The 23514-nt window shown below is 59.5% G+C and carries 18 protein-coding genes and 2 tRNA genes; all 20 read right to left on the reverse strand.

Annotated elements, in window-relative coordinates; translation table 11 throughout:
- Nucleotides 1-7: 7 nt before the first annotated feature.
- On the reverse strand, nt 8-931 hold the full coding sequence (locus AC50YL_RS12835) for a carbohydrate ABC transporter permease (RefSeq protein ID WP_494832387.1): 924 nt from the start codon (nt 929-931) through the stop codon (nt 8-10).
- A complete protein-coding gene (locus AC50YL_RS12840) occupies nt 931-1839 on the reverse strand; it encodes an ABC transporter permease (RefSeq protein WP_494832388.1) in 909 nt (302 codons plus the stop codon). The genes AC50YL_RS12835 and AC50YL_RS12840 overlap by 1 nt, the downstream gene beginning before the upstream one ends.
- Before the next feature lie 190 nt (nt 1840-2029).
- Nucleotides 2030-3445: a response regulator gene (locus tag AC50YL_RS12845; RefSeq protein WP_494832389.1), complete on the reverse strand. Its 1416-nt coding sequence runs from the start codon at nt 3443-3445 to the stop codon at nt 2030-2032.
- Entirely contained in the window at nt 3438-5240 is a 1803-nt protein-coding gene (locus AC50YL_RS12850; RefSeq protein ID WP_494832390.1) for a sensor histidine kinase, read from the reverse strand. The genes AC50YL_RS12845 and AC50YL_RS12850 overlap by 8 nt, the downstream gene beginning before the upstream one ends.
- Nucleotides 5241-5450: 210 nt before the next feature.
- Nucleotides 5451-5537, reverse strand: a tRNA-Leu gene (locus AC50YL_RS12855).
- A gap of 160 nt (nt 5538-5697) precedes the next feature.
- Entirely contained in the window at nt 5698-6837 is a 1140-nt protein-coding gene (locus tag AC50YL_RS12860; protein ID WP_494832391.1) for an efflux RND transporter periplasmic adaptor subunit, read from the reverse strand.
- Between the two features lie 16 nt (nt 6838-6853).
- Nucleotides 6854-7732, reverse strand: a complete 879-nt coding sequence (locus AC50YL_RS12865) for a carbohydrate ABC transporter permease (protein WP_494832392.1) — start codon at nt 7730-7732, stop codon at nt 6854-6856.
- A 12-nt stretch (nt 7733-7744) separates the two neighbouring features.
- Entirely contained in the window at nt 7745-8635 is an 891-nt protein-coding gene (locus tag AC50YL_RS12870) for a carbohydrate ABC transporter permease (protein WP_494832393.1), read from the reverse strand.
- Nucleotides 8628-10088: an ABC transporter substrate-binding protein gene (locus AC50YL_RS12875; RefSeq protein ID WP_494832394.1), complete on the reverse strand. Its 1461-nt coding sequence runs from the start codon at nt 10086-10088 to the stop codon at nt 8628-8630. The genes AC50YL_RS12870 and AC50YL_RS12875 overlap by 8 nt, the downstream gene beginning before the upstream one ends.
- Nucleotides 10089-10112: 24 nt before the next feature.
- Complete coding sequence (locus AC50YL_RS12880) at nt 10113-11585, reverse strand: ABC transporter substrate-binding protein (protein WP_494832395.1); 1473 nt, start codon at nt 11583-11585, stop codon at nt 10113-10115.
- A gap of 207 nt (nt 11586-11792) precedes the next feature.
- On the reverse strand, nt 11793-12950 hold the full coding sequence (locus AC50YL_RS12885; protein ID WP_494832396.1) for a hypothetical protein: 1158 nt from the start codon (nt 12948-12950) through the stop codon (nt 11793-11795).
- Nucleotides 12947-14407, reverse strand: coding sequence for a sensor histidine kinase (locus AC50YL_RS12890; RefSeq protein WP_494832397.1), 1461 nt, complete (start codon nt 14405-14407; stop codon nt 12947-12949). The genes AC50YL_RS12885 and AC50YL_RS12890 overlap by 4 nt, the downstream gene beginning before the upstream one ends.
- Before the next feature lie 4 nt (nt 14408-14411).
- Entirely contained in the window at nt 14412-15110 is a 699-nt protein-coding gene (locus AC50YL_RS12895; protein ID WP_494832398.1) for a response regulator transcription factor, read from the reverse strand.
- A gap of 110 nt (nt 15111-15220) precedes the next feature.
- Complete coding sequence (locus AC50YL_RS12900) at nt 15221-15979, reverse strand: N-acetylmuramoyl-L-alanine amidase family protein (protein ID WP_494832400.1); 759 nt, start codon at nt 15977-15979, stop codon at nt 15221-15223.
- A 249-nt stretch (nt 15980-16228) separates the two neighbouring features.
- Nucleotides 16229-17416 (reverse strand): cytochrome P450, encoded by a 1188-nt coding sequence (locus tag AC50YL_RS12905; RefSeq protein WP_494832402.1) that lies wholly within the window; start codon nt 17414-17416, stop codon nt 16229-16231.
- Between the two features lie 258 nt (nt 17417-17674).
- Nucleotides 17675-17761, reverse strand: a tRNA-Leu gene (locus AC50YL_RS12910).
- A gap of 149 nt (nt 17762-17910) precedes the next feature.
- The gene (locus tag AC50YL_RS12915) at nt 17911-19929 is read right to left on the reverse strand and encodes an MGH1-like glycoside hydrolase domain-containing protein (RefSeq protein ID WP_494832404.1); all 2019 of its coding nucleotides are present in this window, start codon (nt 19927-19929) and stop codon (nt 17911-17913) included.
- A gap of 42 nt (nt 19930-19971) precedes the next feature.
- Nucleotides 19972-20934: a carbohydrate ABC transporter permease gene (locus AC50YL_RS12920; RefSeq protein ID WP_494832405.1), complete on the reverse strand. Its 963-nt coding sequence runs from the start codon at nt 20932-20934 to the stop codon at nt 19972-19974.
- A gap of 12 nt (nt 20935-20946) precedes the next feature.
- Entirely contained in the window at nt 20947-21870 is a 924-nt protein-coding gene (locus AC50YL_RS12925; protein WP_494832406.1) for an ABC transporter permease, read from the reverse strand.
- 81 nt (nt 21871-21951) lie between these two features.
- Nucleotides 21952-23499, reverse strand: coding sequence for an ABC transporter substrate-binding protein (locus tag AC50YL_RS12930; protein ID WP_494832407.1), 1548 nt, complete (start codon nt 23497-23499; stop codon nt 21952-21954).
- Nucleotides 23500-23514: the final 15 nt, after the last annotated feature.

The raw sequence follows: 23514 nt of genomic DNA on the forward strand, positions 1-23514 counted from the left end.
GCTCTTACTATCCCTTGATGGAACCGATCATAACGCCTTTGGAAAAATATTTTTGCAGGAACGGGTACAGGCAGGCGATCGGCAGCGTGCTGACGACGAGTACCGCCATCTTGAGCATTTCCGGCTGCAGGTCGCTATTCTGCACGCTGACGCTGGTCGTGATGCTCGAGAGCACCTGCGCGTAGTTGGTCAGCAGCTCTCTCAGCAGCGCTTGCAGCGGCAGCAGGTTGACATTGGTCATGAACAGGACCCCGTACCACCATTCGTTCCAGCGGTCCACCGCGTAGAACAGCGTGATCGTGGCGATCATCGGCATGGAGATGGGAATGACAACCTTATACAATACTTGAAGATCGTTGGCGCCGTCAATCTTGGCCGACTCCTCCAAGGCTACCGGAAGCGTGCGGAAGAACGCGATGCAGATGATCAGATAAAAGGTGTTGACGGCGACCGGAAGCACCATGACGAACAAATTGTTGATCAGGTGGAAATTCTTCATCGTCAGGTAGAACGGAATCAGTCCGCCGTTGAAAAACATCGTGAAGACGATGCCCCCCATGACGATCTTCCTCCCCGGAAAGCCGGTCTTCGACAGCACGTAAGAGCCGGTCACCGTGACGAGCATATTGACCGCGGTCCCGACCCCCGTGACGAAGATCGTGACCAGCAGCGCTTTCAAGAAACGGGGCTCGTGGATGATGTACGTGTACGCCGAGAAATCGAACACGGTCGGAATCAGATAGACCATTTGCTTCGATACCGCCACCGTGTTGCTGAACGACATCAGCACGACGTTATAGAACGGCAGCAATGTCGCCAGCGTCAACACGATGAGAACGGCGTGGATGACCGCGTCCGCGGCATGAATCTTGCGGCGCCGCCCCGACGTTTGCCGGATCGGCGCGCTTGCTGTTTTCGCAGCGCTTTGCATTATACGAGTCCCTCCCCGCCTAGGCGTTTTACGATGAAGTTGGCCAGATACAGCAGCGAGAAATTCAGCACGGCTTTGAACAATCCGACCGCCGTCGTCACGCCGAAGCCGAGACCGTCCGAGAACGCCGACCGGTAGGTGTACGTATCGATGATATCGCCGGTCGAATAGACGCCCGGATTGTACAGATTGAAGATCTGATCGAAGCCGCCGTTCATCGCGTTGCCGACGGCCAGGATGAGCATGATCGCCGCCGTGCCGCGAATCGAAGGCCAGGTAACCGATTTCAGCTGCTGGAAGCGGCCCGCGCCGTCGACGTAAGCGGCTTCGTACAGTTCCGGGTTGATGCCGGCGATCGCCGCCAAATAGATGATCGCGCTCCAGCCGACTTCCTTCCAAATATTCGAGATGAACACGATCGCCCGGAAGAGCCCGGGATCGGTCAGGAACGTCACCTTATGAAAGCCCAGCGAGGCGATGATTTGGTTCAAGACGCCGGCGTTGCCGAGGAAATTGAACATGATGCCGCTGATGATGACCCAGGAGATGAAATGCGGAAACGTATACACGGTTTGGTAAAACTTCTTCATTTTCTCCCGCGCCACTTCGTTGATGAGCAGCGCCAGGATGATCGCGATCGGAAATTCGAACGCCAGCCGTCCGCAGCTGATGTAGAGCGTGTTCCAGAACGCGCGCCAGAAGTCGCTTTGCGCCACCAGATCCTTGAAATTGTCCATTCCGACCCACGGCCCGCTCAGAATGCCCCCGTGGTACTTGAATTCCTTGAACGCCAGCAGGACGCCGTACATCGGCACATACTGGAACAAGACGTAAAAAAGCACGGTAGGAAGGAGAAGCAAGTATAAATAGCGGTGTTTGAACAGATCCTTCCCTAAGGTTTTTCCCATGATGCACCCCCTCGTAAGCGTTACCAACAATATGCTTCCATTATCCCCCCATCCGCGAGCTTCGGGTATGCACGGGATTTATCGAATGTAACCGCTTCTCGCGCCCGAACATAAAAATAGAAAACCTTCAGCGGAAGGTTTTCTAAAAATAGTCCATAGGAAAGCTAAAATGAATCCATTGTCTGCGCTTTCACGGCCGTTCGCCGCGGTATTGCGTCGGCGTTTTGCCCGTCATCTTCTTGAACAGCCGCGTAAAATAAAAATAGTCCTGGTAGCCGATCTTCTCGGCGATCTCCTGAATCGTGTCGTCGTCGCCGTTCAGCAGCTCCTGGGCATGCTGGATCCGCAGCCTGGCGATATAGCCCGTCAGCGTCTCGCCGACTTCCTTCCGGAAGAGCTGGCTGATATAGCTCGGATTCATGTAGAACTGCTCCGACAAGCCCTGCAGCGACAGCTCCTGGCGGAAATGCTGCGTGACGTACTGCAGGATGCTGTTGAAATTGCGGTTCTTCGTCTCGATCGAAAGCGGCGGCTCGGCGGGACTCATGTTCCGGGCGACAAGCGCCTCCAGGACGGCCAGCATGTCGAACGCGTCGCGGTACGACCGGATCAACTGCTCGTAGCTGTACAGGGTCTCCTCCGTCTGCCCCAGCTTGAACAGGAACGAGACCGTCATGTTGTATACCTGGAACGCATGGCGGATCGAGAGCGCGCGGCTGCCGAACAGCTCCGCGATTCCTTTGAACGCCCGCTGGATCGCCGGTCCGGACTTGGCGGAGATCGCCTCGCTCATGTCCGCCAAGCAGCGGTTCAGCTCCTCCTGCCGGAAAGCCTGGGCCGCATATACGCCGCAATCGCGCGTTACGAAGAACTGATGCGCGAGCGCGTCCGCGGCATCGATCCCGGTCCGGACCTCGCCGAGCTCCTTGATCGCGCAGGCGATGCCGATGCCGGACAAGCCCGGCGGGAAACGCTCCCGCCACTCCGCCTCGAGCGTGCTCGCCTCCGCGGCGCGAAGCAGGTACACGGACTTCGAGGCGCCGGTTTTCAATCGTACGCACGGTCCCTTCGCATGCAGGTCGCCCGGACCTACCGCGACGACGGGCACGATGCCGTCGGCGGTCCAATCGCCGAAGCCGGCGCGGCCCAGCTCTTCCAACAGCTTCATCCTGCTGCCCTCGCCGGGCTCTTCCAGGAAATGCAGCAGCGACGACGCCGGCGCGGGCTTGGCCGCGGCGAGCATTTTGTCCAGCTTGAGCAGCACGCCGGCTATTTCCATTTCGTCGAACGGCTTCAGGCAGTAAGCGATCGCGCCGTACGAGATCGCCTTCTGCGCATATGCGAATTCGGCATAGCCGCTGACGACGACGAAGAGGATGGGATGCTCCGGATTCCGCCCCCGTTGAATCAATTCGAGCCCGCTCATCTCCGGCATTCGAATGTCGGTAAAGACGACATCCGGCTTCAGCTCCCTCATCGACGCCAGCGCATCCGCTCCGTTGTACGCCTGGCCGACGATCTCGAAGCCATGGCGCTCCCAGTCGACCAAGTCCTTCAGGCTTTCCACGACCCAGCTCTCGTCATCGACGATCAATGCCCTATGCATCCTGCTCGCTCCTTCCGTGAATCGTCATCTCGATCGTCGTTCCCCTATCCGCCTTGCTTTCGATCCGCAATCCGCTGCCCGCGCCGAACATCAATTGAATCCGGTTATGCACGTTGACGAGCCCGATGCTCTTCTGCTCGCCCGGCTCCTGCAAGCCCGATACCGGCGCCTTGATCGTCCGCTGCAGCTCCTCGAGCACCTCGAACGAGATGCCCATGCCGTTGTCCTCGATCCGCACGACGAGCGTGCCTTCGGCGTCGACGCGCCCTCTGATCCACAGCTCGCCCTGCCGCAGCGTCGGCTCGAAGCCATGATAGACGGCGTTCTCCACGAGCGGCTGCAGGATCATCTTCGGGACGCGGTAAGCAAGCGCTTCGTCCGACAGCTCGTAATGGACGGAGAAGCGGTCCGCGAACCGGATCTGCTGAATCCGGACGTACGACTCGATCATCCGGATCTCCTCGCTCAGCGGCACCTCGCTCGAGCCTTTGATGCTGTAACGGAAGATGCTCGACAGCGAGCGGGTCATCGTCTTGATGCGGTCCTGTCCTTCCACGACGGCAATGCCCGTAATCGCTTCCAGCGTATTGTAGAGAAAATGCGGGTTGATCTGGCTGCGCAAGAACGCCAGCTCCGATTTCTTCTTCTCCAGTTCGATGCCGTACAGCCGCGTATTCGTATCCAGCAGGCTCAGCGTCAGCCGGTCGATCTCGTCGAGCATGCTGTTCAGCTCGGTCGCCACGATGCTGATCTCCATATAGCCGTGCAAGGCGATCCGCTTCTTGAATTTGAGCAGGTCCCCGCGCCTGATCGTCGTGATGAAGAAGATCAACCGCTTGAGCGGACGCAGGATGTTGTTGATGATGAACATGAACGGAACGGCCAGCACCAGCAGCGCGATGCCGAGTATGATCAGCTCCTGCCTGCGGATATCGAGCAAATCCCGCAGCAGCTCGTTCTCCGGCACCATGCTCAGGATCGTGCCGTCGATATCGGGCAAGGCCTCCGTTTCGACCACGTAGCTGCGGTTCTTCCATTCGATGATCCGGTTGCTGGCATTCGTCGAGCCATACTGAATCCCTTTGAAATCGCTTCCAGTTTGCACGGACGAATTGCTGGCGATAACCTGGTTCGAACGGTCCAGCAAATAAATCTGCGTGCCGGTTTCCTGCGACGTATAATCCTGTTCGCTGACGACCGCGGCGGCGTCGACGATAAAGAACGCCGTGCCGATGTTGCGGTTGAACAGCTCTCCCTGCTGGCTGTAGGTGATCGAAGTCGCGAAGACCAGCTTCTTGTCGGGTCCGTACAGCTTCGGGTCGAACTGCAGCATCCCCGCGTAATAGCCGTTCACCTTGCTGTTCGCCAGCTGCTTGCGGAGCGGGATCACGTACCGGTTGCCTCCGTAGAGATCGATCCAGGTGCCGTTGTTGCCCGAGATGATGATGTCCTCGATGCCTTCCTTCAGCTCTTTCTGGCCGCTCATGTACTTGTTCAGCTTCGTGAACTTGTCGTACCGGACGAGCTTGTCCGTCTCGACGAGGTAGTCCTGCACGTCCTGATTATACGAGATGTCTTGCATGATCCGATAAATGACATCGTGATTGGAGGCGACGTTCTTCTTGATCTCCGAGACGGTCTGCTTGACGTATTCCTCGTGGCTGCGGGTAATCATGCCGGACATCATCGCGTACGTATGCATGACGACGACCAGGATCACGATAATCGTGCACGCCGCCAGAATGAACAATTGCGAACGGATGGATAATCTTCTCAGGAAAGCCACGGCGCTCATTCCCGTCTCCCTAATGTCGAATTGCCTATGGCCTATTATTACTGCTTTCGACAAGGATAGTCAATCGCGGTGCGAAAAGCCCGGCGGCCGACCGGCGGAATTAACGAGCGAATCCTCCCGACGGACGAAGCCGCGGCATGACGAACGCAGCCGTCAGGCGAACATAAAAAAGAAGCCCTGCATCAGCGGGACTTCTTGAGTTTGTATGGTTGGTGCGGTCGAGAGGACTCGAACCTCCACGGCTGTTACACCACTAGAACCTGAATCTAGCGCGTCTGCCAATTCCGCCACGACCGCACATCCGGCAGATGTCGCTTCCTTCTTCTCAGAAGCGGCGAGAATTAATATACCACGAATGAAAGTACGAAGTCAACTCTTATTCAACAAATTTCTCCAAAGCGAACAAGGGCGGTATTGGGAGCCTCGGCAGGTCAGGCGATGACAGGCGCCCGACGTCTTACCGCCGGACGCGTACGCCATCCATAATAAAGTCGCTGCTGTTGACGATGATCTCCTGCTGCTCGAACAGCCCTTCGCTGACCGCCGTCACGTATTCGTTCGAGTCGACTGCTTTTACCGGCGTTTCGACGGCGTAATAGGCATTGCCGAGCGGTCCTTCGTCGGCTCTCAGCGTGAAGACGTACGTTCCCTCGGCATTCTTGTGGATAGCCTCGTTCGGTACGAGGATCAGCTGGTCGCCGCCGGTCTCGGACAGCTTCACCTCCGCCCGCTCGCCTCCCCGAAGGCTGCCGTCCTTGAACCCGACGGTCAGCTTGTACGACGAGCCGACCGCCGCGTCGGAGCCGGTCTCGTCGCCGATTGCCGGATCCGCGCCGACCGCCGAGACCTCCTCGATCGCCGATATCGTGCCCGCGAGCGTCCGGTCATCCGCCTCCGGCAGCGTGATTTGATCCAGCGTATCGCCGATGTGGAGCAAGGCCGCCGTGTCGCCCGGCACGAGAAGCTGGAGCTGGTACCCCTTGGCCGCGTTGGACAAGATCACGTCCGGCAATCCTCCCGAATCGAGGCCAGCCGCCGCGTTCACCGCCGTGACGACGCCATCGAACGGCGCCGCGATCTGCCTGCTCTCTGCAATGGTCTTCTGCAGGTGCTGGATATGCTCCTGCTGGCTCGCGATGTCGAGCTTGGCCGTCTCGATCGCGTTGGCCGCGGCCACCTTGGCCGAAGCGCTGTCCCCGCCTGCGGCCTCGATATAATCGGTCTCCAGCTGATGCATCGACAGATTAAGCTTCTTTAAGGCCGCCTGCTGATCGGCCAGCTCCAGATTGGCATCCGCGTCGTCGTATTGCACGAGCGGCTGGCCTGCGTGCACTTGGTCGCCTTGCTTGACGAGCACCTTCGCGACTTTCCAGCCCGCCGGATTCGCAAGATTCCTCGTCTCCCCCGGCTGTATGGCGGCGCTGCCTTCGAAGTCATGCGCGAGCGTGCCCGCGGACGGAACCGCCGTGTAGACCTTCGGCAACGTTAACGCCCGGAGCGAATTGCCGGCCAGCGTGCATCCGGCCAGCAGCACGAGGAACGCGCCCGCGACGAGCCGGATCTTGCGTTTTCTGGATCGGGACGTCTGTTCTTCCATGACGATCACTCCTGAGTTATCCTTTGATGCCCGATTGTTGAATGCCTTCGACGAAGTAGGACTCCGCGTAAAGGAACAGCAGCACCATCGGGGCCATGTACAGCGCGGAAGCGGCGAAGCCGATGCCCCGCGCCGATTGATTGATCTGCGCCAAGTAAAGCGATAACGGCTGCTTCGCCGCATCCTGCAGGAAAATGAGCGGCTGCTCGATCATATTCCAGTAATCGACGAACAAGAGGACGGTCAATGCCGCCAATCCCGGCTTGGCCAGCGGCAGCATGATGCGCGCGAATATCGTCCATTGCCCCGCTCCGTCGATCTTGGCGGCTTCGGAATACGCGTAGGGAATATGCGACATGAACTGCCGCATCATGAACACCCCGAACGCGCCGAAGATGCCCGGCAGGATGATCGCGGATGCATGATTCATGAGCCCGAGCTTGTCGATGACGAGATAGTTCGGCACGAGCGTGACCTGGAACGGCATGAGCATGGTCATCAGATAGACCAGGAACAGCTTGTCCCGCCCGAAGAACCGCAGCTTGGCGAAGGCGTAGGCGGCCAGCGAAGCGACGATCGTCTGCCCGACGACGATCGGCACGACGAGCGCGGCCGAATTCCAGAACATGCTGAGAAACTTCGGGCTCAGCACCAGCACTTGCGCGTATTGCTTGAACGACAGCCAATCCGGAAGGATCTTCAAATTAACGAACGCGTCCTTGCCGCCCGCCGCGGCATCGACCATCTTCCCGAGCAGGTCGTAATTGCGGCCGATCTCCTCCTCCGTCATCAGCGAATTCGTGAACGTCAGCAGGATCGGGATCAGCATGGCGACGGCGACCGCGCCGATCACGAACGACAGGATCAGCCGTGGAAGCCAGGATATTTTCTTCATGTTAACCCCCCGCTACTCCACGTTATCCCGGAACCGGCGTTCGACGCCGAGCAGTCCCGACACCAGGAGCACGATGCAGCCGACCATGATCGTGGCGGCGGCCGTCAGCTTCTGGATATCGAGCGTGAAGAACATGTTGTTCATGTAGTGCTGCATCATGTACAGCCTGTCGTACGGATAGTCCCCGGCGAGCAGGTACGTCTCCCGGAACACCTTGAACGAATTAATGATCGAGATCAGCACGACGAAGAACATCGTCGGCGTCAAATACACCATCGTGATATGGCGGAACTGGTGCAGCCGTCCGGCTCCCTCGATGGCGGCCGTTTCGTAATAATCCCTCGGGATCGATTGGAGGCCGGCCAGGAACAGAATCATGTTATAGCCGATGTTTTTCCAGATGTACATGACCACGATAATGCTCATCGACCAGTTCGATTGCATCCAGTCGATCCGCTCCAGATGAAAGTGATGCAGCCAAGCGTTCAGCGTTCCGTTCCAATCGAAGAAGATCTGCCACACCATGACGATGGACGCGACGGGCACCACGAGCGGCATCATGATCGACGTCCGCAGCCAGTTGCGCATGAAGAGCGGCCGGTTCAACAGCATGGCGAGCAGCAGCGACAACGCGATGAGCAGCGGAACCCCGATGCCGGTGAAGAGCATCGTATTGGAGGCCGCCTTGCGGAAGGAGCCGCTGCGAAACAGCTCCATGTAGTTGGCCAAGCCGACGAACTTGCCGCCCAGCGCGCCGTCCGTCAAGGATTCGTAGATGCCGAGCAGGAACGGGATAAAATAAAAGACCGCGAACCCGATCAGGCTCGGCGCGAGAAACCAAAGCGCCTTGAAGCCGTCCCTGCGGAGCGGACGCAGCGTCCGAAGCCGCATGCCGCTACTCATGCAGAAGCGTCGTCGCTTTGTTCTGGATCAGCTTGGCGACGTCCTCCGCGGATTTCTGGCCGGCGAAGAAAGCAGGCGCGTTCTGCGCGACGATGTCCAGCACCTTGCCGCCGTCGTTTCTCTTGCGGGCGGCGGCGTCCGCGAAGCCTTCGAGCCGGTCGAGCTGCGCGCCATCGACCTTGAACGGTTTGGCGGGCTGCGAGCCGATCGCGGGAGGCGTGATCGTGCCCTGCTTCTTCAGTGATTGAACAGCGTCCGCGAATCGCGCCTTGTTGATCGGAAGGCCGATCGACGTATGGTCCATCATGTATTTCAGGAAATCCCAGGCCGCGTCCTTGGCTTTGGAGCCGGCGTTGATGCCGATTTCCGAGCCCGGTTCGAAGGATGCGCCCGCTGCCTCCCCGTCCGCATGCGGCTTCACGTAAAACGCGGTATTCTCGCCGAAATTTTTCAGGCTCGTCAAGTAGTCCTCCGGAGAAATAATCGAGACGTTAATGAAGTAACCCCGGGCGGCGGTGCTGACGACGCCATCGTCGAACATGCCCTTGATCTGCTGGAGCAGGTCGGTGAACGCGGGCGAATCGAAGCTTGCCTTGCCGTTTGTTTCGTCCACGAACCGGCTGTAATTGTCGGCCACCACGCTGCGCGCGAAATAATCGGTGCCGCCTACTTGAAAGCCTTCTCCGCTGACTACGGCCGCGTCGTATTTGCCTTTCGCCCCGACGAGCGCCCGTCCCGTCTGCATGAAATCGTCCCACGTCCAAGTGCGATCGTCGAACTTCACGCCGGTCGCGGCGAGCGCGGCTTCGTCGCCGACCATGCCGCTTAAGGAGAAGGTCAGCGGGATGCCGAACTGGCTGCTCCCGTTCCTTCCGCTCTCGAGAACGTTGGCGAAATAATCGGACTTGCTGAACTTGCCGTCCCCGTCCATTCTCGCCCCCAAGTCCTCGAGTAAATGATGCCGCTCGTAATCGTCCGCGGACAGATACCGCAAATCGAGCACGTCCGGACCTTCGCCGGCCAGCATGGCCGCGTTCGTGGCGGTCGTGAACTTCTCGATGTCGGCATCCGTCTGCTCCCCGTTCCCGCCGTCGTCTTCGTAAGGCTTGCTCAGTCCGTACTGCAGCTTGATCGTGACGTTCGGATGGGACGCTTCGTAGTCCTTCGCCGCCTGCTCGTACTCGTCGCTCGGCCAGAACGCCGCGAAGACGATGGTCTTCCGGCTACCGGCCGAAGAATCCCCTCCGGCACTCGCGTCCGTGCCTCCCGCGTTGCCGTCAGCCGGGCTTTCATCCTGGACCGTCCCTGCATTCCCGCCGGTCGCGGCGTTGCCGCCATTGCCGACGCCGCCTCCGTTTCCGGCGTTGCCTTCGTTCGCGGCATTGCCGCCGCATGCCGTCAAGGACAGCGCGATCAACGCGGTTGCCAGCATCGTCGTTCCGATTGCTTTCATTTCCGTTTCCTCCTTGGTCGGCTCTTATTCGTTGAGGAGGGTCGTCGCTTTGTTTTGAATGAGCTCCGCAACGTCCTCCGCGGATTTCTGCCCGGCGAAGAACGCCTTCGAGTCGGTGACGATCATTTGCCACAGCTTGTCGGACTTGGATTCCCCGACCCGGTGGACCGCTCCGTTCACATAGCCGCTGAGTCCATCCAGCATCGCGTCGTCCACCTTGAAAGCCGCTCCTTGCAGCGGTCCTTCGGCGTTGCCCTTGATCGTCCCCATGTCCTTCACCGCTTGGATCTGCTTGGCGTACGCGGCTTTGTTGATCGGGAAGCCGGTCGTCGTCAGCGGCGCTTGAATCTCCTCGGACATCAGGAACGCGATAAAATCCCAAGCTTCCGGCTGAACCTTCGAATTCGCGTTGATCGCGACGCTGCGATACGTTTGGAAGTACCCGCCGGCCGCCGTGTCCTGCGCATGCGGCTTCGCGTACAGCTTGACGTGTTCGCCGAGTTGCTTGTTGGACAGCTTCACGCCGAGGCTATAGCCTTGCATCGATTCCAGATAATCCTTCGGCGAATTGATTTGGATGCTTTGGAAATATGCGTTCGTCCCGCGCCCCGTCTTGGCGGCGACGCCTTCGTCGAACAGCGTTTGGACTTGCTTCATCAGCCCGGTGAAGGACGCCGAGTCGAAGCGCGCCTTGTGCTCGGCGTCGTCGATGAACAAGTCGTGATTGTCGCTGACCATCTCGCCGAGCAGGTATTCGGGGCCTTCGTACGTTAACGCCGACGGCAGCGTGCCCTTCGCTACCATTTCCTCCGCCGTCTTCGCGAAATCGCTCCAGGACCATGTCAGATCGTCGAACTTCGCGCCGGTGCCCGCGATCGCGTCGACGTCGCCCGCGAAGCCTCTCAGGAAGAACGTGAGCGGCATGCTGTACAATCCGTCGCCGGTCCGCACGTTGTCCATGATGTTCGCGAAATAATCGTCTTTATGAAAATTCGAATCTTGTTCCATGAACGCATTCAGATCCGCCAGCAGCTTATGCCGTACGTAATTGTCGGCCGGAAGCAGGTCCATCGCGAGAATATCGGGGCCTTTTCCGGCGAGCATCGCCGTGTTCGTCGCGGTCAAGTATTTGTCGATGTCCGTGTCGAGCGTCGCATTCTCGTAGGTGCCTTCCTCCAGCCGGATATCGATATTCGGGTGCAGCGCCTCGTACTTCTTGACCGTGTCCTCGAACCTGGCATCCTGCCAGAAGCTCGAGAAGACGATCGTCTTCTTGCCGCCCGAATCCGGCGCATCGCCTGTCGTGCCGCCTTTCGTACCGCCGGCATTCGATCCCGGGCTCGATCCTGCATTCGACCCGGACGCGGTTCCGCCGCCGCCGGCATTTTCGGCGGGAGCGCCGCCGTTCGCGCCGCCGTTCGCGTTTCCTCCGCTGCAGGCCGTCAATGCGATCACGAGCAAGCAGCTCGCGGCGATGCCTATTCCGTATGTTTTCATATGCGCTATCTCCTTCGTATTCGGCTTCGGGACATTTCCGTCCCGACTTGCTCTATCCGACTATAAAGAAGACATGTCTCCAAAACTTCATCCGCTTGTGAACAAATTGTCTCCAAACCAAAAACGGCGGACCGGACGAAAAATCCGTCCGGTCCGCCAATTGCGGGCAAGCCATGCGGGAGCGGCCGGCCCGCTTCGCCGGTCCTCCTATTGGAATTCGATAATAAACGGTTGATTCGCCGTTTCGGGCGCGGCCGCCGACGGCATGCTTTGCTCCGCGGATCGCGCGTATTGCTTCCAGCCGTCGATGAGCAGCGCATCGTTGCCGGGGCTCCAATGCATCTGCAACGGGACGATTCCTTGATAGACGACGTTACGATACAGGATGTTGTTGCCCTGCAGTTTGCCTGCGTAGATCGTATCCTTCTCGTTCTGGGTATAGGCGATCGCTTCCCGGTCCGAAGAGATGCGGAAGCTGCCGACCTTCTCCAACAGGACGGAGAGCTCCCCGTTGCGCCGGTCGTACTCGAACAAGGTGCTGTCTCCGCCAAGGAACGCGAATTGATCGTTCGTGACCCAGACGGCCTGTTCCGCCCCGCTCGGATGATCGTATTGGACGCGATAACCGTTCCCTTCGCGCTTCGCGAGCATGACCGTATCCTCGGTTTGAATCAGCGCGCCGCCGGCATCGTCCGACAAGACGACCGACTGCGCGTAGCTTGCCGGACGCAGCACGCCGGTCAACGGGTAGCTCTTGACCGTTCCCGCCTGCGTATCGTACACCGCGATGCTCGTTTGGCCCCTTGCCGATCCCGCCGCGAGGAAGGATACGTACCGGCTGTTGCCCGACCACTTCAGGCCGCGGGAGTACAGCTTCCACTGCATGCCGTCCGGCGAGGCTGCCGACTTGCTCGTTCCGTCCGCCACCGACAGGACTTCCAGCAAGTTGCCGCTTTTTTGTTTCGCGATGCCCGATATCGATTTCCCGTCCGGCGACAGCTCGAATATGTCGGTATTGATGTCCACGCCGCGCAGCAGCTCGGCTTTGTCGTACGGGGCGGACAAACGCTCCAATCGAAGGGAAGCATCCAGCGAAGGGGAACTGCCGCGGGTTAAACCGAGCACCGCCCCCGGGCCGGACCAGCCGAGCAATTGCCCGTTCAACGCGGGCATGCGGTAGATTGTTTTGACTTGAAAGGGCTGCCCGTTCGCGCCGTTCGCGCCTGCCGAGCCGCTCATGCGATCGTCCGCCGTGCCCGGGATGACGATCGTCTCGGAGCGCGGGCTGCCCATGCATCCCGCCATCAGGACGAGCAGCGCCGCGAAGGCCGCCGTCAGAACGGCGTTGCGCCGAATATTCATCATGTTCGCTCCGATCCCGCGGCGGGAAGCTCCGCGCTTACGCTTATCCATCCGTCTTGGCTCGTCATGCGGATCATCCCGCCATGATCGTCGACGATCGATTTCACGATGCTGAGCCCAAGGCCGACGCTTCCTTCTTCCTTGAACCTGCGGTCCGCCGAATAGAAGGGCTCGAACACGTTGGCCAGCTGTTCCGGGGCCAGCCCGGGCCCCGTATTGGCGAACACGAACCGCACCGTCCCGCGGTCGGCGGCCGCCTCGGCCCGAACGGAAATTTCCGATCGGGGCGAGCTGTACTTGATCGCGTTGTCGAGCAGATTAATGAAGAGCTGGCGAAGCCGGTCCGGCTGGCCGAGCACGTACAGCCCGTCCGCCGCGTCCAGCGCGATGCGTTTCTTGTAGCGCTGCGCCCGGATCGCCATCGCGTCGCAGACGTCGCGCAGGATGCCGCCCGTCTCGACGAGCTCGACGTCCCCGCGTGCGGCGTTCCGCTGCGACACCTCCAGCAAATTCAGCACCATGCCGTGCAGCCGCCGGCTTTCTTCGACGATATGGTTCATGCCCTTCTCGAAAAAAGCCCGGTCGCTCTCGCCGTTCTCCCGGATGATCTCGGCATAGCCGAGAATCGAGGTAAGCGGCGTCTTGAGCTCGTGGGTGACGTTATCGAAGAACCGCTTCTCCTGTTCGTTCAGCTCCTTCAACCGGTCCCGGTCGCGGGCGATGGTCGCGATCTGGCTGCTGATGCGGCGAATCATGTCGTTGAAATTCGCCGCCAGCCGCCCGATCTCGTCCTTCCTCCGGAAACCGATGCGGACGTCCAGGTTGCCGCCGATGACCTCCGTCGAGGCGCGCGTCAGCTTGACGAGCGGAATCGTGATATGCCGCGACAGCATGTAGGAGAACAGGAAAGCCGCCGCGAATATCGTCAGCGCGACGTAGAAGATAAGGTTCTGAATGCGTCCGCTCTGCTCGTACAAGGGGGAGAAATCCTTGGCGAACCGCAGAATGCCCACCTTGACGCCGTCGATGACGACGGGGTACGAATACAGCACGGAGCCGGCGCTTCCTTCATAGGTCACGGTATAGGCGGTCTTGCCGCTTAGCGCCTGCTTGAGGTCGTCGGTATTGCTTCCGGCGAACACCTGACGGTCGGACGAATAGAGCAGTATGCCGTCGACGGTGTAGGCGCTGACGTCGCTGGAGGTGGCGTGGTGCAGGTCGTCCACCATTTCCTCGGCCATCTGCCCGAAATAGAGATCGTTGTTCGTAAAGTGATTAATGAGGAAGGCTTGGCGAACGTAGACGTTGCTGTTGTTTTTCAGTCCGATCAGATCGGAGGTGATGATCTTCTGGTTGCTCGTCCGGATGACTTCCTTGAGGGTTCCGTTGAGCACGAGAAAGGACAAGCAGAAGATCAGGAAGAAGCCGACGACGAACTTGGCCCGAATCGTCCGGAACATCCCGTCAATCCGCCCGCCGTTCGAATTTGTAGCCGATGCCGAACACGGTCGTGATCAGATCGCCGGCATCGAGCTTCTTGCGCAGCCGTTGGATATGCGTGTCGACGGTACGCGTATCGCCGGGAAAATCGTAGCCCCACACGAAATCGAGCAGCTCCGAGCGCGTGAAAATTTTGCCGCGGTGCCCTAATAGCGTCGTGAGCAGATCGAATTCCTTCGGCGTCAGCTCGACCGGCTCGCCGTCCTTCGTCACGAGCCGCTCGTCCGGCTCGATGACGATATTCCTGAAGCGCATGGCCGCCTTCCCCGCCGCTTCTTCGACGTTCTGGTTCGCCTGCGCCAGCCGCCTCAGAATCGTGCGGATCCGCGCGACGACCTCCCGCAGGTCGAACGGCTTCGTGATATAATCGTCCGCGCCGAACTCCAGGCCGAGAATCTTATCCGTGATGTCGGACCTTGCGGTGATCATGAGAATCGGGATGTTGTAGTTCGCGGTCACCTTCTTGCAGATATCCAGGCCGCTCTGATCGGGCAGCATCCAGTCCAGCAGCAGCATGTCCGGCCGGAACCGGTCCAGCTCGGCGAGACCCTCGGCGCCGTTCGCCGCCGTCCGCGCGAGAAAGCCTTCCTTGCCCAGCCCGTAGGCGAGCAGGTCGGCGATCGCTTCTTCGTCTTCGATAATGAGGATTTTCGTTTTATCCATGCCGTGCTCCAATCTGGTTCATCGCCCTGGGGAAATGAAGCTTATATCAACGCTGGCAAGCCTGCTTAATTACGCGACATGAAACGCCGTCCGCGCGTGTCGGCGGGTACTCATTGCCCGGAGACCGCGTCGGTTGGCGAATCGGCGCCCGATCCTGAAGCCTGTAAAAAGGACTTCAAGCCGTCCACGATCGCTTGTGCCGCCTTCGTCTGTCCATCCTCGCTCAGCATGACGGATTCCTCGCCGGGATTCGTGAGATAGCCGGGCTCGACCAGGACCGCCGGCATCTGACTCAAGGCAAGCACCTTCAGCTGCTCTTCCTTCACGCCGCGGTCGGGAAAGCCCAAGGCCGCCACCACCTGCTGATGAATCGCCATCGCGAGCGGCATGCCGTTGGCATATTTATAATAGGTTTCCGTCCCCCCGACGCTCGAATCCTCGAACGCGTTGTCGTGGATCGACAGCAGCGCGTCCGCGTGCCAATCGTTCGCGATCGCCGCGCGGTCCGCCAATTCCACGAACGTATCGTCCGAGCGGGTCAGACGAGGCGCGAATGCGGGGTCCTGTCGGAGCAAATCATAGATTTTCATGGCGAGCGACAAATTGCTGTCCTTCTCCCATTGGCCGCTGCTTCCCTCGGAGCCCGGGTCTTTGCCGCCGTGCCCGGGATCGATGACGATGCGGTACACGTTATCCGGCGGATCATCGCCGTCCGCCGCGGTCAAGCTGCCGGACGGGCTGCCCTCCAGCGGTCTCGGATCCTCCGCATGATGGCGCAGCAGCGAAGCCAGAGAACCGCCGATCACGAATAACAAGATGACCGTTATCGCCAGTCGGACCGGTCTTCTCAATCTCCTGCGTTTCTTCATGTTGTCCTCCCGACGGATGATCGTTGATGTTCGTCTCTTAGTTATAACGTTCGAATGTCAATCGTTGATGTTCGTCTCTTAGTTATAACGTTCGAATGTCATCGGAAAGTTGACAAAATGTCAACAAATTGTCTCCAACCTTTCGGAAATACATGTCAATCGGGATCGGATAACGCAATAAGCCCTTCCGGAAGGAAGGGCGAGGCGCGGAATCGGCAGCCGCCGCGGCATGCCGGTTCCCGGCGGCGATCACGATCGGAACGCGACCGGGAAGCTTTTGACGCCGAACACGAACGAACTCGCGATCGGCGTCAGCGGCCGGTCGGGCGCCGCTGCGAGCGCCTCGGCATGACGGAGCAGCGCTCCCAGGGCATGCTTGGCTTCCAGCCGGGCAAGCGGCGCCCCAAGGCAGAAGTGAATACCGAAGCCGAAGCTCAGGTGATGGTTCGGTTTGCGTCCGAGCAGAAACGAATCCGGGTCATGGAATTTCCCCGGGTCGCGGTTGGCCGCGCCAACCCAGGCAATGATCTGTTCGCCCGCCTTGATCTGCGAGGACCCGATTGCCGTATCCTGTTTCGCGACGCGGCCGATGGCCACGACCGGCGGATAGAACCGCAGCGTTTCTTCGACGAATTCGGGAACGAGGTCAAGATTCCGTCTCAGCTCCCGCTGCAAGTCGGGCTGTTCGGTCAGGAGGCGCACGCCGTTCGTGATCAGATTGGTCGTCGTCTCGTTCCCGGCCACCATCAGCAGGACGCAGAAGCTGATCAATTCCCGGGGCGTCAACCGCTCCCCGTCGATCTCGGCCATGAGCAGCAAGGAGATCAGATCGTCCTGCGGGCGCTTCGCCCGAAGCTCCAGCAAGGACGTGAAGTATGCGGACAGCTCCGCTATCGCCTGCTGCCGACGCTCCATCACGCCGCGAAACGCCTCCTCGGTATCGTTCTGCGCGCTTTCGACGAGCACGTCCGACCATCGTTTGAAGCGGTCGCGGTCTTCCTGCGGCGCGCCGAGCAATTCGGCAATGATCATGACGGGCAGAGGCGTCGCGTAATCATGGACGATATCCATGCCGCTGCCGTCCGCATGCGCCAGCAAATCATGGACGATGGATTCGATTCGCGGGGTGAATTCCTGGATCGCGCGCGGCGTGAACGCTTTGTTGACCAGATCGCGAAGCTGGGTATGTCTGGGCGGATCCGAGAATAACACGCTTTCTCCCGCGCTCGCGCCGCGGGCGGACGAGAAATGCCCATGGTCTTTCAGCACCAGATGGACCTCCTCGTAAGCGAAAACCTCCCAACAATCGCGAACGGCATCGTAACGGACCGGCGCTTCTTCCCGCAAGCGCGACAGGATCCCGAACGGGAGCAGACGCTTCTCCGTCGTGTCGAGCTCCGGCATGACCAGCATATTGGCGTATTTGACGTTATTCATCCGAATTCCTCCTTTAGTTGACAAGGCAAGCATCCATGGCGACGACGTCATTGCCTTTCCATAGTAGTAACTCCCGTAGTATATCCGGATAAAGGAAATCTAGCGTCTCGCGTCCGATTTTCCCGGCTGCGTCGATGCGGTTCCCGTCATGCGCCGCCGGCTTGCCCGAGCTTACGCGATAATCGGCGCCGTCAATGCTTCGACGACGACAAAAAAAGAAGCCCTGCTTTAAGCGGGGGCTTCTTGGATGTGTGAAGTTGGTGCGGTCGAGAGGACTCGAACCTCCACGGCTGTTACACCACTAGAACCTGAATCTAGCGCGTCTGCCAATTCCGCCACGACCGCATCTGGCAGATGTCGTTTCTCGTATTTCGGAAGCAACGTTTATTAAAATACCATGAAGCTGGTGGCGATGTCAACATTTTCTTCACAAATAATTGCGGACGACGGCGCCGTCTCCCAACCGAAGCTTAATGTCCGCGGACGGCCGCCGCTTACCCGATCGTCCGAAGCGCCGGAACGCCGCTGTAGATTTCGCTGCCGTCGCGCAGGATCCGGCAATGCCCCGGCTCCATGTGCACGTCGTAGCGATGTCCGCGGAAGGCGTAGCCGATGATCGAGACGCGTCCTTCCTCGGGCGGCTGCGGATGAATGCGCAGGCGGCCGTCCAGCTGCGGACGGATGCCGGCCATCCCGAAGATCACCGCCTGGGCGCCGGCCATGCCGGAGATGTTGTTGGCGCGCTTGTGCGCGGGCGCCGCCGGACGATCGCAATAATGCTCCTGCGGCACGTAAGGCAAGCGGGCGCCGACCCACAGATGGCGCTTCAGGACGTCCCAGGCCAGCTCCGGCCGGCCGATCTCCCACAGCGTCTGCGCCAGTATCGGACCTTCGCCGCCGAAGCTGCCCCCGCCCGACCAGTCGGGATCGTTCAGCTCGTAGTGAAGCTCATCCTCCGCGGATATGCTGGATATGCCGAAGTCCCCGAGAAACGCCCCGTCGCGCAAATGCGATAACAACGCGCGCTCCATCTCGGGCGTGCAAGCCCCCATCCGCAGCGCGTCGTACGCTTGGACCGAATATATGATCTCCCGGTGCCCGCCGGGGTACAGGCTGCGGAACCAATTCGCCTCGTCGTCCCACAAGTCTTCCCGGATCGCGAGGCGAATGCGCGCGGATTTGTCGCGCCAGTCCTCCGCCTCCTCCAGGCCGAGATGCGCCGCGAGATCCGCCAGCCTGTCGCAGCACCAGGCGCGTTCCGCGTTCGGACTCGCGACCACGTGCTCGTAGCCGCTGCCGCGCATCTCCAGGAGATGATGATGATTGCCGTAATCGAGCAGCTCGCCCCGGTGGAGCAGCCGCTCCTCGTCGATCTCCAGCACGCGCTTCAGTACCGGATAAAACTCGGCGATCACGCCGTGCTGGCTGAAGAGCGACCACGCAAAATGAAAGAACGCCCATAAGCTGTAGGAGTACGCGAACGGTTCATCGCCCGTGCCGTCCGGCGCGAAGCAGATATGGCGGTCGATCCCGCCCTCTTCCATGAAGCGCAGATAGTGCTGCGATCCTTCGCTGCCCAGCAGCATCGTCAGAGTCTGGCCCACGTAGCCCGCCGCGTCCCACGGATAGTTGTTGATCCCGCCGCCGTCGATGCCGGACGTGACCGGAAACGGGCGGATCTTGAAGTCCGGGTGATCCCACAGGCAGATCAGGCCGCTGATCAGCGACCGGCGATAATATGCCTCGAGCCCGGGAATATCGGTCTCCAGCCGCGGCAAGGCCGCTTCCGACCGGGCGATAAGCTCCAGCCAGCGCTCCTCCGTCTCCGCTTCCCAGTCGGCCAGGCTCGCCGGCGCGGCACTCGCGCGGCCGGCATCGGTCAGGACGACGGCGATGCGGAAGACGCGTTCCTGCCCTGGCGCCATCGCGGCGGAAAGCCGGTCATGATGGAGCGTAATCCGCACGTCGCCGCTTTCCCAAGCGTTCCCGACGTCTAGCCGTGCGGGCACCTGCCCGCCTTGCGGGGGGCTGAAGTTCCAGGCGCCGAGCGGAACCTTGCGGACGCTGCCCGGCTCGAGCCGCGGCGCGATATCGAGCAATATGCTTCTGCCGCACCGGTTCGTGACCCGCACCGCGATCATGAAGCCGGCCCGTCCGGTGAGCGGCACCAGGTCGCTGACGACGCCGAGCGATACGAGCCCCCTATCCTTCAGCCAATGGTACGTTCCGCGGCGCACGATGCGGTCAGGCCGCCAGACGGCTCCAGCAAACAGCAGACCGCAGTCCCGTTTGCCCAGGTTGCCGGTGTCTTCGATCTCGATGCCATCGGCCATAAAGTCCAAGCCAAGCTCCAGCCCGCCCGCCGCGTAGGGCGGCGAGTAGCAGCCTTGTACGCCCGTCACCGTGCCGTGCCGGGGAGCCGTAACGCTGTACAGGCTGCTCACCGCGATATGATTGGGCGGAGCCGTGCTTTTGCGAAGATCAAGCGCGTAATTATCCAACGGGTCGTTCACGTGCGGCTGCCTCCTTATTCTCGTCCGATATCCGCCGGCCGGCTAGCCTTTGACGGCTCCGACGGTCAAGCCTTTGACGAAGTATTTCTGCAATAACGGATAGACGAATACGATGGGCCCGATGCCGACGATCGCCATCGCCATGCGGACCGTCTCGGTCGGAATCGCCGCCGAGGCCGTGCCGGCAACGGAGGCGTCGACCAAGCCGGAATTCAAATATTGAATATTGTAGATGGTCTTGTACATCAGGTACTGCAGGCTCACCAGATGGTTGTCGCTGATGAACACCGAGCTCGTGAACCAGTCGTTCCAATACGCCAGCGTCTGAATCAAGCCGATGGACGCCATGACCGGCAAGGAGAGCGGCAGGATGATCCGGGCGAAGATCCGGAATTCGCCCGCGCCGTCGATCTTGGCCGATTCGATCAGCGACACCGGAATCGTATTCGCGAAGAAGGTACGCATGATGATGACATTGAAGGGCACCACCAAATGCGGAACGATCAGCGCCAGCAGCGTGTTGTTGAGGCCGGCCGCATTGTAGACGAGATACCACGGCACGAGCCCGCCGCTGAAGAGCATCGTGAAGAACACGGCAAATGCGATGACGTTGCGGTAAGGCATGTCTCTGCGGGAAAGCGGAAAGGCGAGCAGCGAAGTCAGCAGGAGGCTCGCGACCGTGCCGACCACGGTGACCAGGATCGATACGCCGTAGCCGCGGAAGATCTGCGTCGCGTCTTCGAACAAATACCGGTACGCGTACACTGAAAATTCCCGAGGAATAATATTGTAGCCATGAGTCACGATTGATTGCTCGTCGGTTAATGATACCGCCACGACGAGAAGCACCGGATACAAGCACGCCAAGCTTAGCACCGCGAACACCGCGACCAGGATCGCGTTCGCCCAGCCCGATAAGCCGTTGCTTGCCTGTTGCTTTCTTACCGCGCGTTTCTTTTCCGCAGGACGGCCGGCCGAGGCTTGAGAGTCGGCGTGAGCATTCATTTCGGTTCCCTCCTAAAACAGCGCGTTTTCGCGGCTTGTCTTGCGCACGATGAGATTGGTCAGCAGCACGAGCACGAACCCGACCACCGACTGGTATAAGGAAGCGGCTGCCGACATCCCCACGTTGCCGCTGACGAGCAGCGACCGGTAGACGAACGTATCGATCACGTTTGTCGTCGGGTAGAGCACGCCCGTATTGAGCGGCACCTGGAAAAACAAGCCGAAATCCGCATTGAAGATGCGGCCGATTTGCAAAATAACCAGCACGATGATGACCGGGACGATCAACGGGATCGTTATTTTCCGAATCTGCTGCCACTTGGAAGCCCCGTCGATAACGGCAGCCTCGTAATATTCCTGATCGATTCCGATGATGGCCGCCAAATACAGGACCATCCCGTAGCCGACATTTTTCCATAGGTTGACGAGCGGTAGAATGAACGTCCAGTACTTAGGCTCGGTATACCACGAGATGTCATGGAAGCCGAGCGGCTCCAAAATCGCTTTATTGATAAAGCCGAATCCGCCGAGAAACGCGTAGGCCAGGTAGCTGACGGCGACGAAAGACAAGAAATATGGGAACAGCAGACTGCTTTGAAAGAACTTGGCCAGCTTCCGGCTTCGCAATTCATTCAGCGCGATGGCCAGCAGTATGGCGCCGACCGTATTGATGACGATAAACAATCCATTGTAGAGCACGGTATTGCGGGTCGCGACCAAGGCATCTTCCGTTTGGAACAAATACTTGAAATTGTCGAACCCTTCCCAAGGACTTCCCAGGATGCCGCCCTCGAAATTATAGTTCTTGAAGGCGACGATGCCCCCGAACATCGGGATATAGTTATTGAACACCAGTACCGCTGCCGGCAAGATCAGCATCAGGAACAAGGCGCGGTATTTCACGAGATTGAACAGCAAGCCAGCGCGACGGTTCATGAGCTCCGCTCCTTTCACGATCAATTGAAGAGGCCGGCAATCGCAACGGCGCCGGCCTCGCTATTCGCCTGCAGGCAGAGCTTACTTGCTGCTTAGGAAGGCATCGACTTGCTTCTGTTTCTCCGCAATGACTTTATCGAGTCCGGCTTGCTTCATCTTCGCGATAAAGTCGGGCAGGTCCTTGTCGGGATCCATGACGCCCGTGCTGAGGCCGTCGATGAACGAATTGAAAATGTTGGTGATAGCCGCTTCTTCGTTTTTGACCGGTTCCGCGTTATAGCTGAAGCCGACGATCGGCGACGGTTTGGCCGAAGCATTAAACGCCTTGTACGCTTCCCACTTCTGCGGATCCTCGTTATCCCACAGGTAGTTAAGGAATTGGTTGCCGAACATGTAGTTGTTGCCTGGCGTATAGCCGCTTTGACCGGCTTGGACGCCGTCCGGCAGCTTGATGACCGTATCGCTTGCTTTCGCGAAATGTTTGCCTTCCACGCCGTTCACGAGCGTGTTAAGCAGCTTGGCGTCCGTGTGCAGCAGGTTGATCAGCATCATGGCGCGTTCCGGATTTTTGGATGTCCGGGAGATGGCCGTCATGGCGCCGTTCAGATCGCCGCTTGTCGTGTACGGCTCCGTCATGACCACTTGCACGATCGGATGGCCCCATTGCTGGCTGAGTACTTTGTCTTTACCCGGCGTGAGCTGCTGCCATTGCGCGAACACCGTACCGGCCTTGTTGAGCGCAGCTGCGTCTTTTTGAGTAGCCGGATCCTTCTGGAAGTAGCCTTTGCCATACCAGTCCTTCATCAGCTTGAGCGTTTGCAGCATTTCAGGCGATTCCCACTGGTCGACGACCGTCGTGCTGCCGTCCTTCTTGATCGCCCCGGGTACGGCGCCGATTTGCTCGAAAGGAATGAGCGTGACGTTGTTTTTGCCGCCCCAGAATGGTACAACCGTCGGCTCTTTCTCTTTGATCGTCTGCAGCATCGGCTCCAGATCCTCGTACGTCTTGATCGTGCTGATATCGAAGCTGTACTTGTCCACGAGGTCTTTGTTCAGCACGATGCCGAATTCGCTTGCCATTTCTTTCTCTACCGGCACCGCGTAGTTCTTGCCGTCGATCGCCGTGCCCGTCAGCAGCTCCGGATTCATTTGCGCTTTCGTTTCCGGGGCGTATTGGTCGATCAGGGAAGTGACGTCGAGGAAGGCGCCCTTGGCGACATTGCCGCTGAAATTATCCCAGCCGGCCGTGAACAAGAGGTCGAACGGCTCTCCGGACGCGACCATCAGGTTGATTTTCTGAGCCCAGTTGCCCCAGTCGACCGCGTTGATTTTGACGGTGGCGTTGATCTTGTCCTTGAGCTCCTTGTTCATTTCTTCCTCGACCGCGGCTACGTCCTTCTGCTCGGTGCCCGGATAGTAGATCGACAGCTCTACCGGATCCAGGGCCGGTTTGTCGTCCGCGGGCGCCGCGTTCTCCGTTTGCGCCGCATTCGCATTCGTGTTCGCGGTCTCCGGCTCCGCCGCGTTCGCGTTGTTCCCGTTGTTCGAATTCCCGCAGCCCGTCAGCGCGAGCGAAGAAACGAACGCGACGGTAAGGAGCGTGGTGGCGATTTTAGATTTGCGTTGCATGTAAAACCCTCCTTT

This window comes from Paenibacillus sp. J22P277, assembly GCF_059383675.1.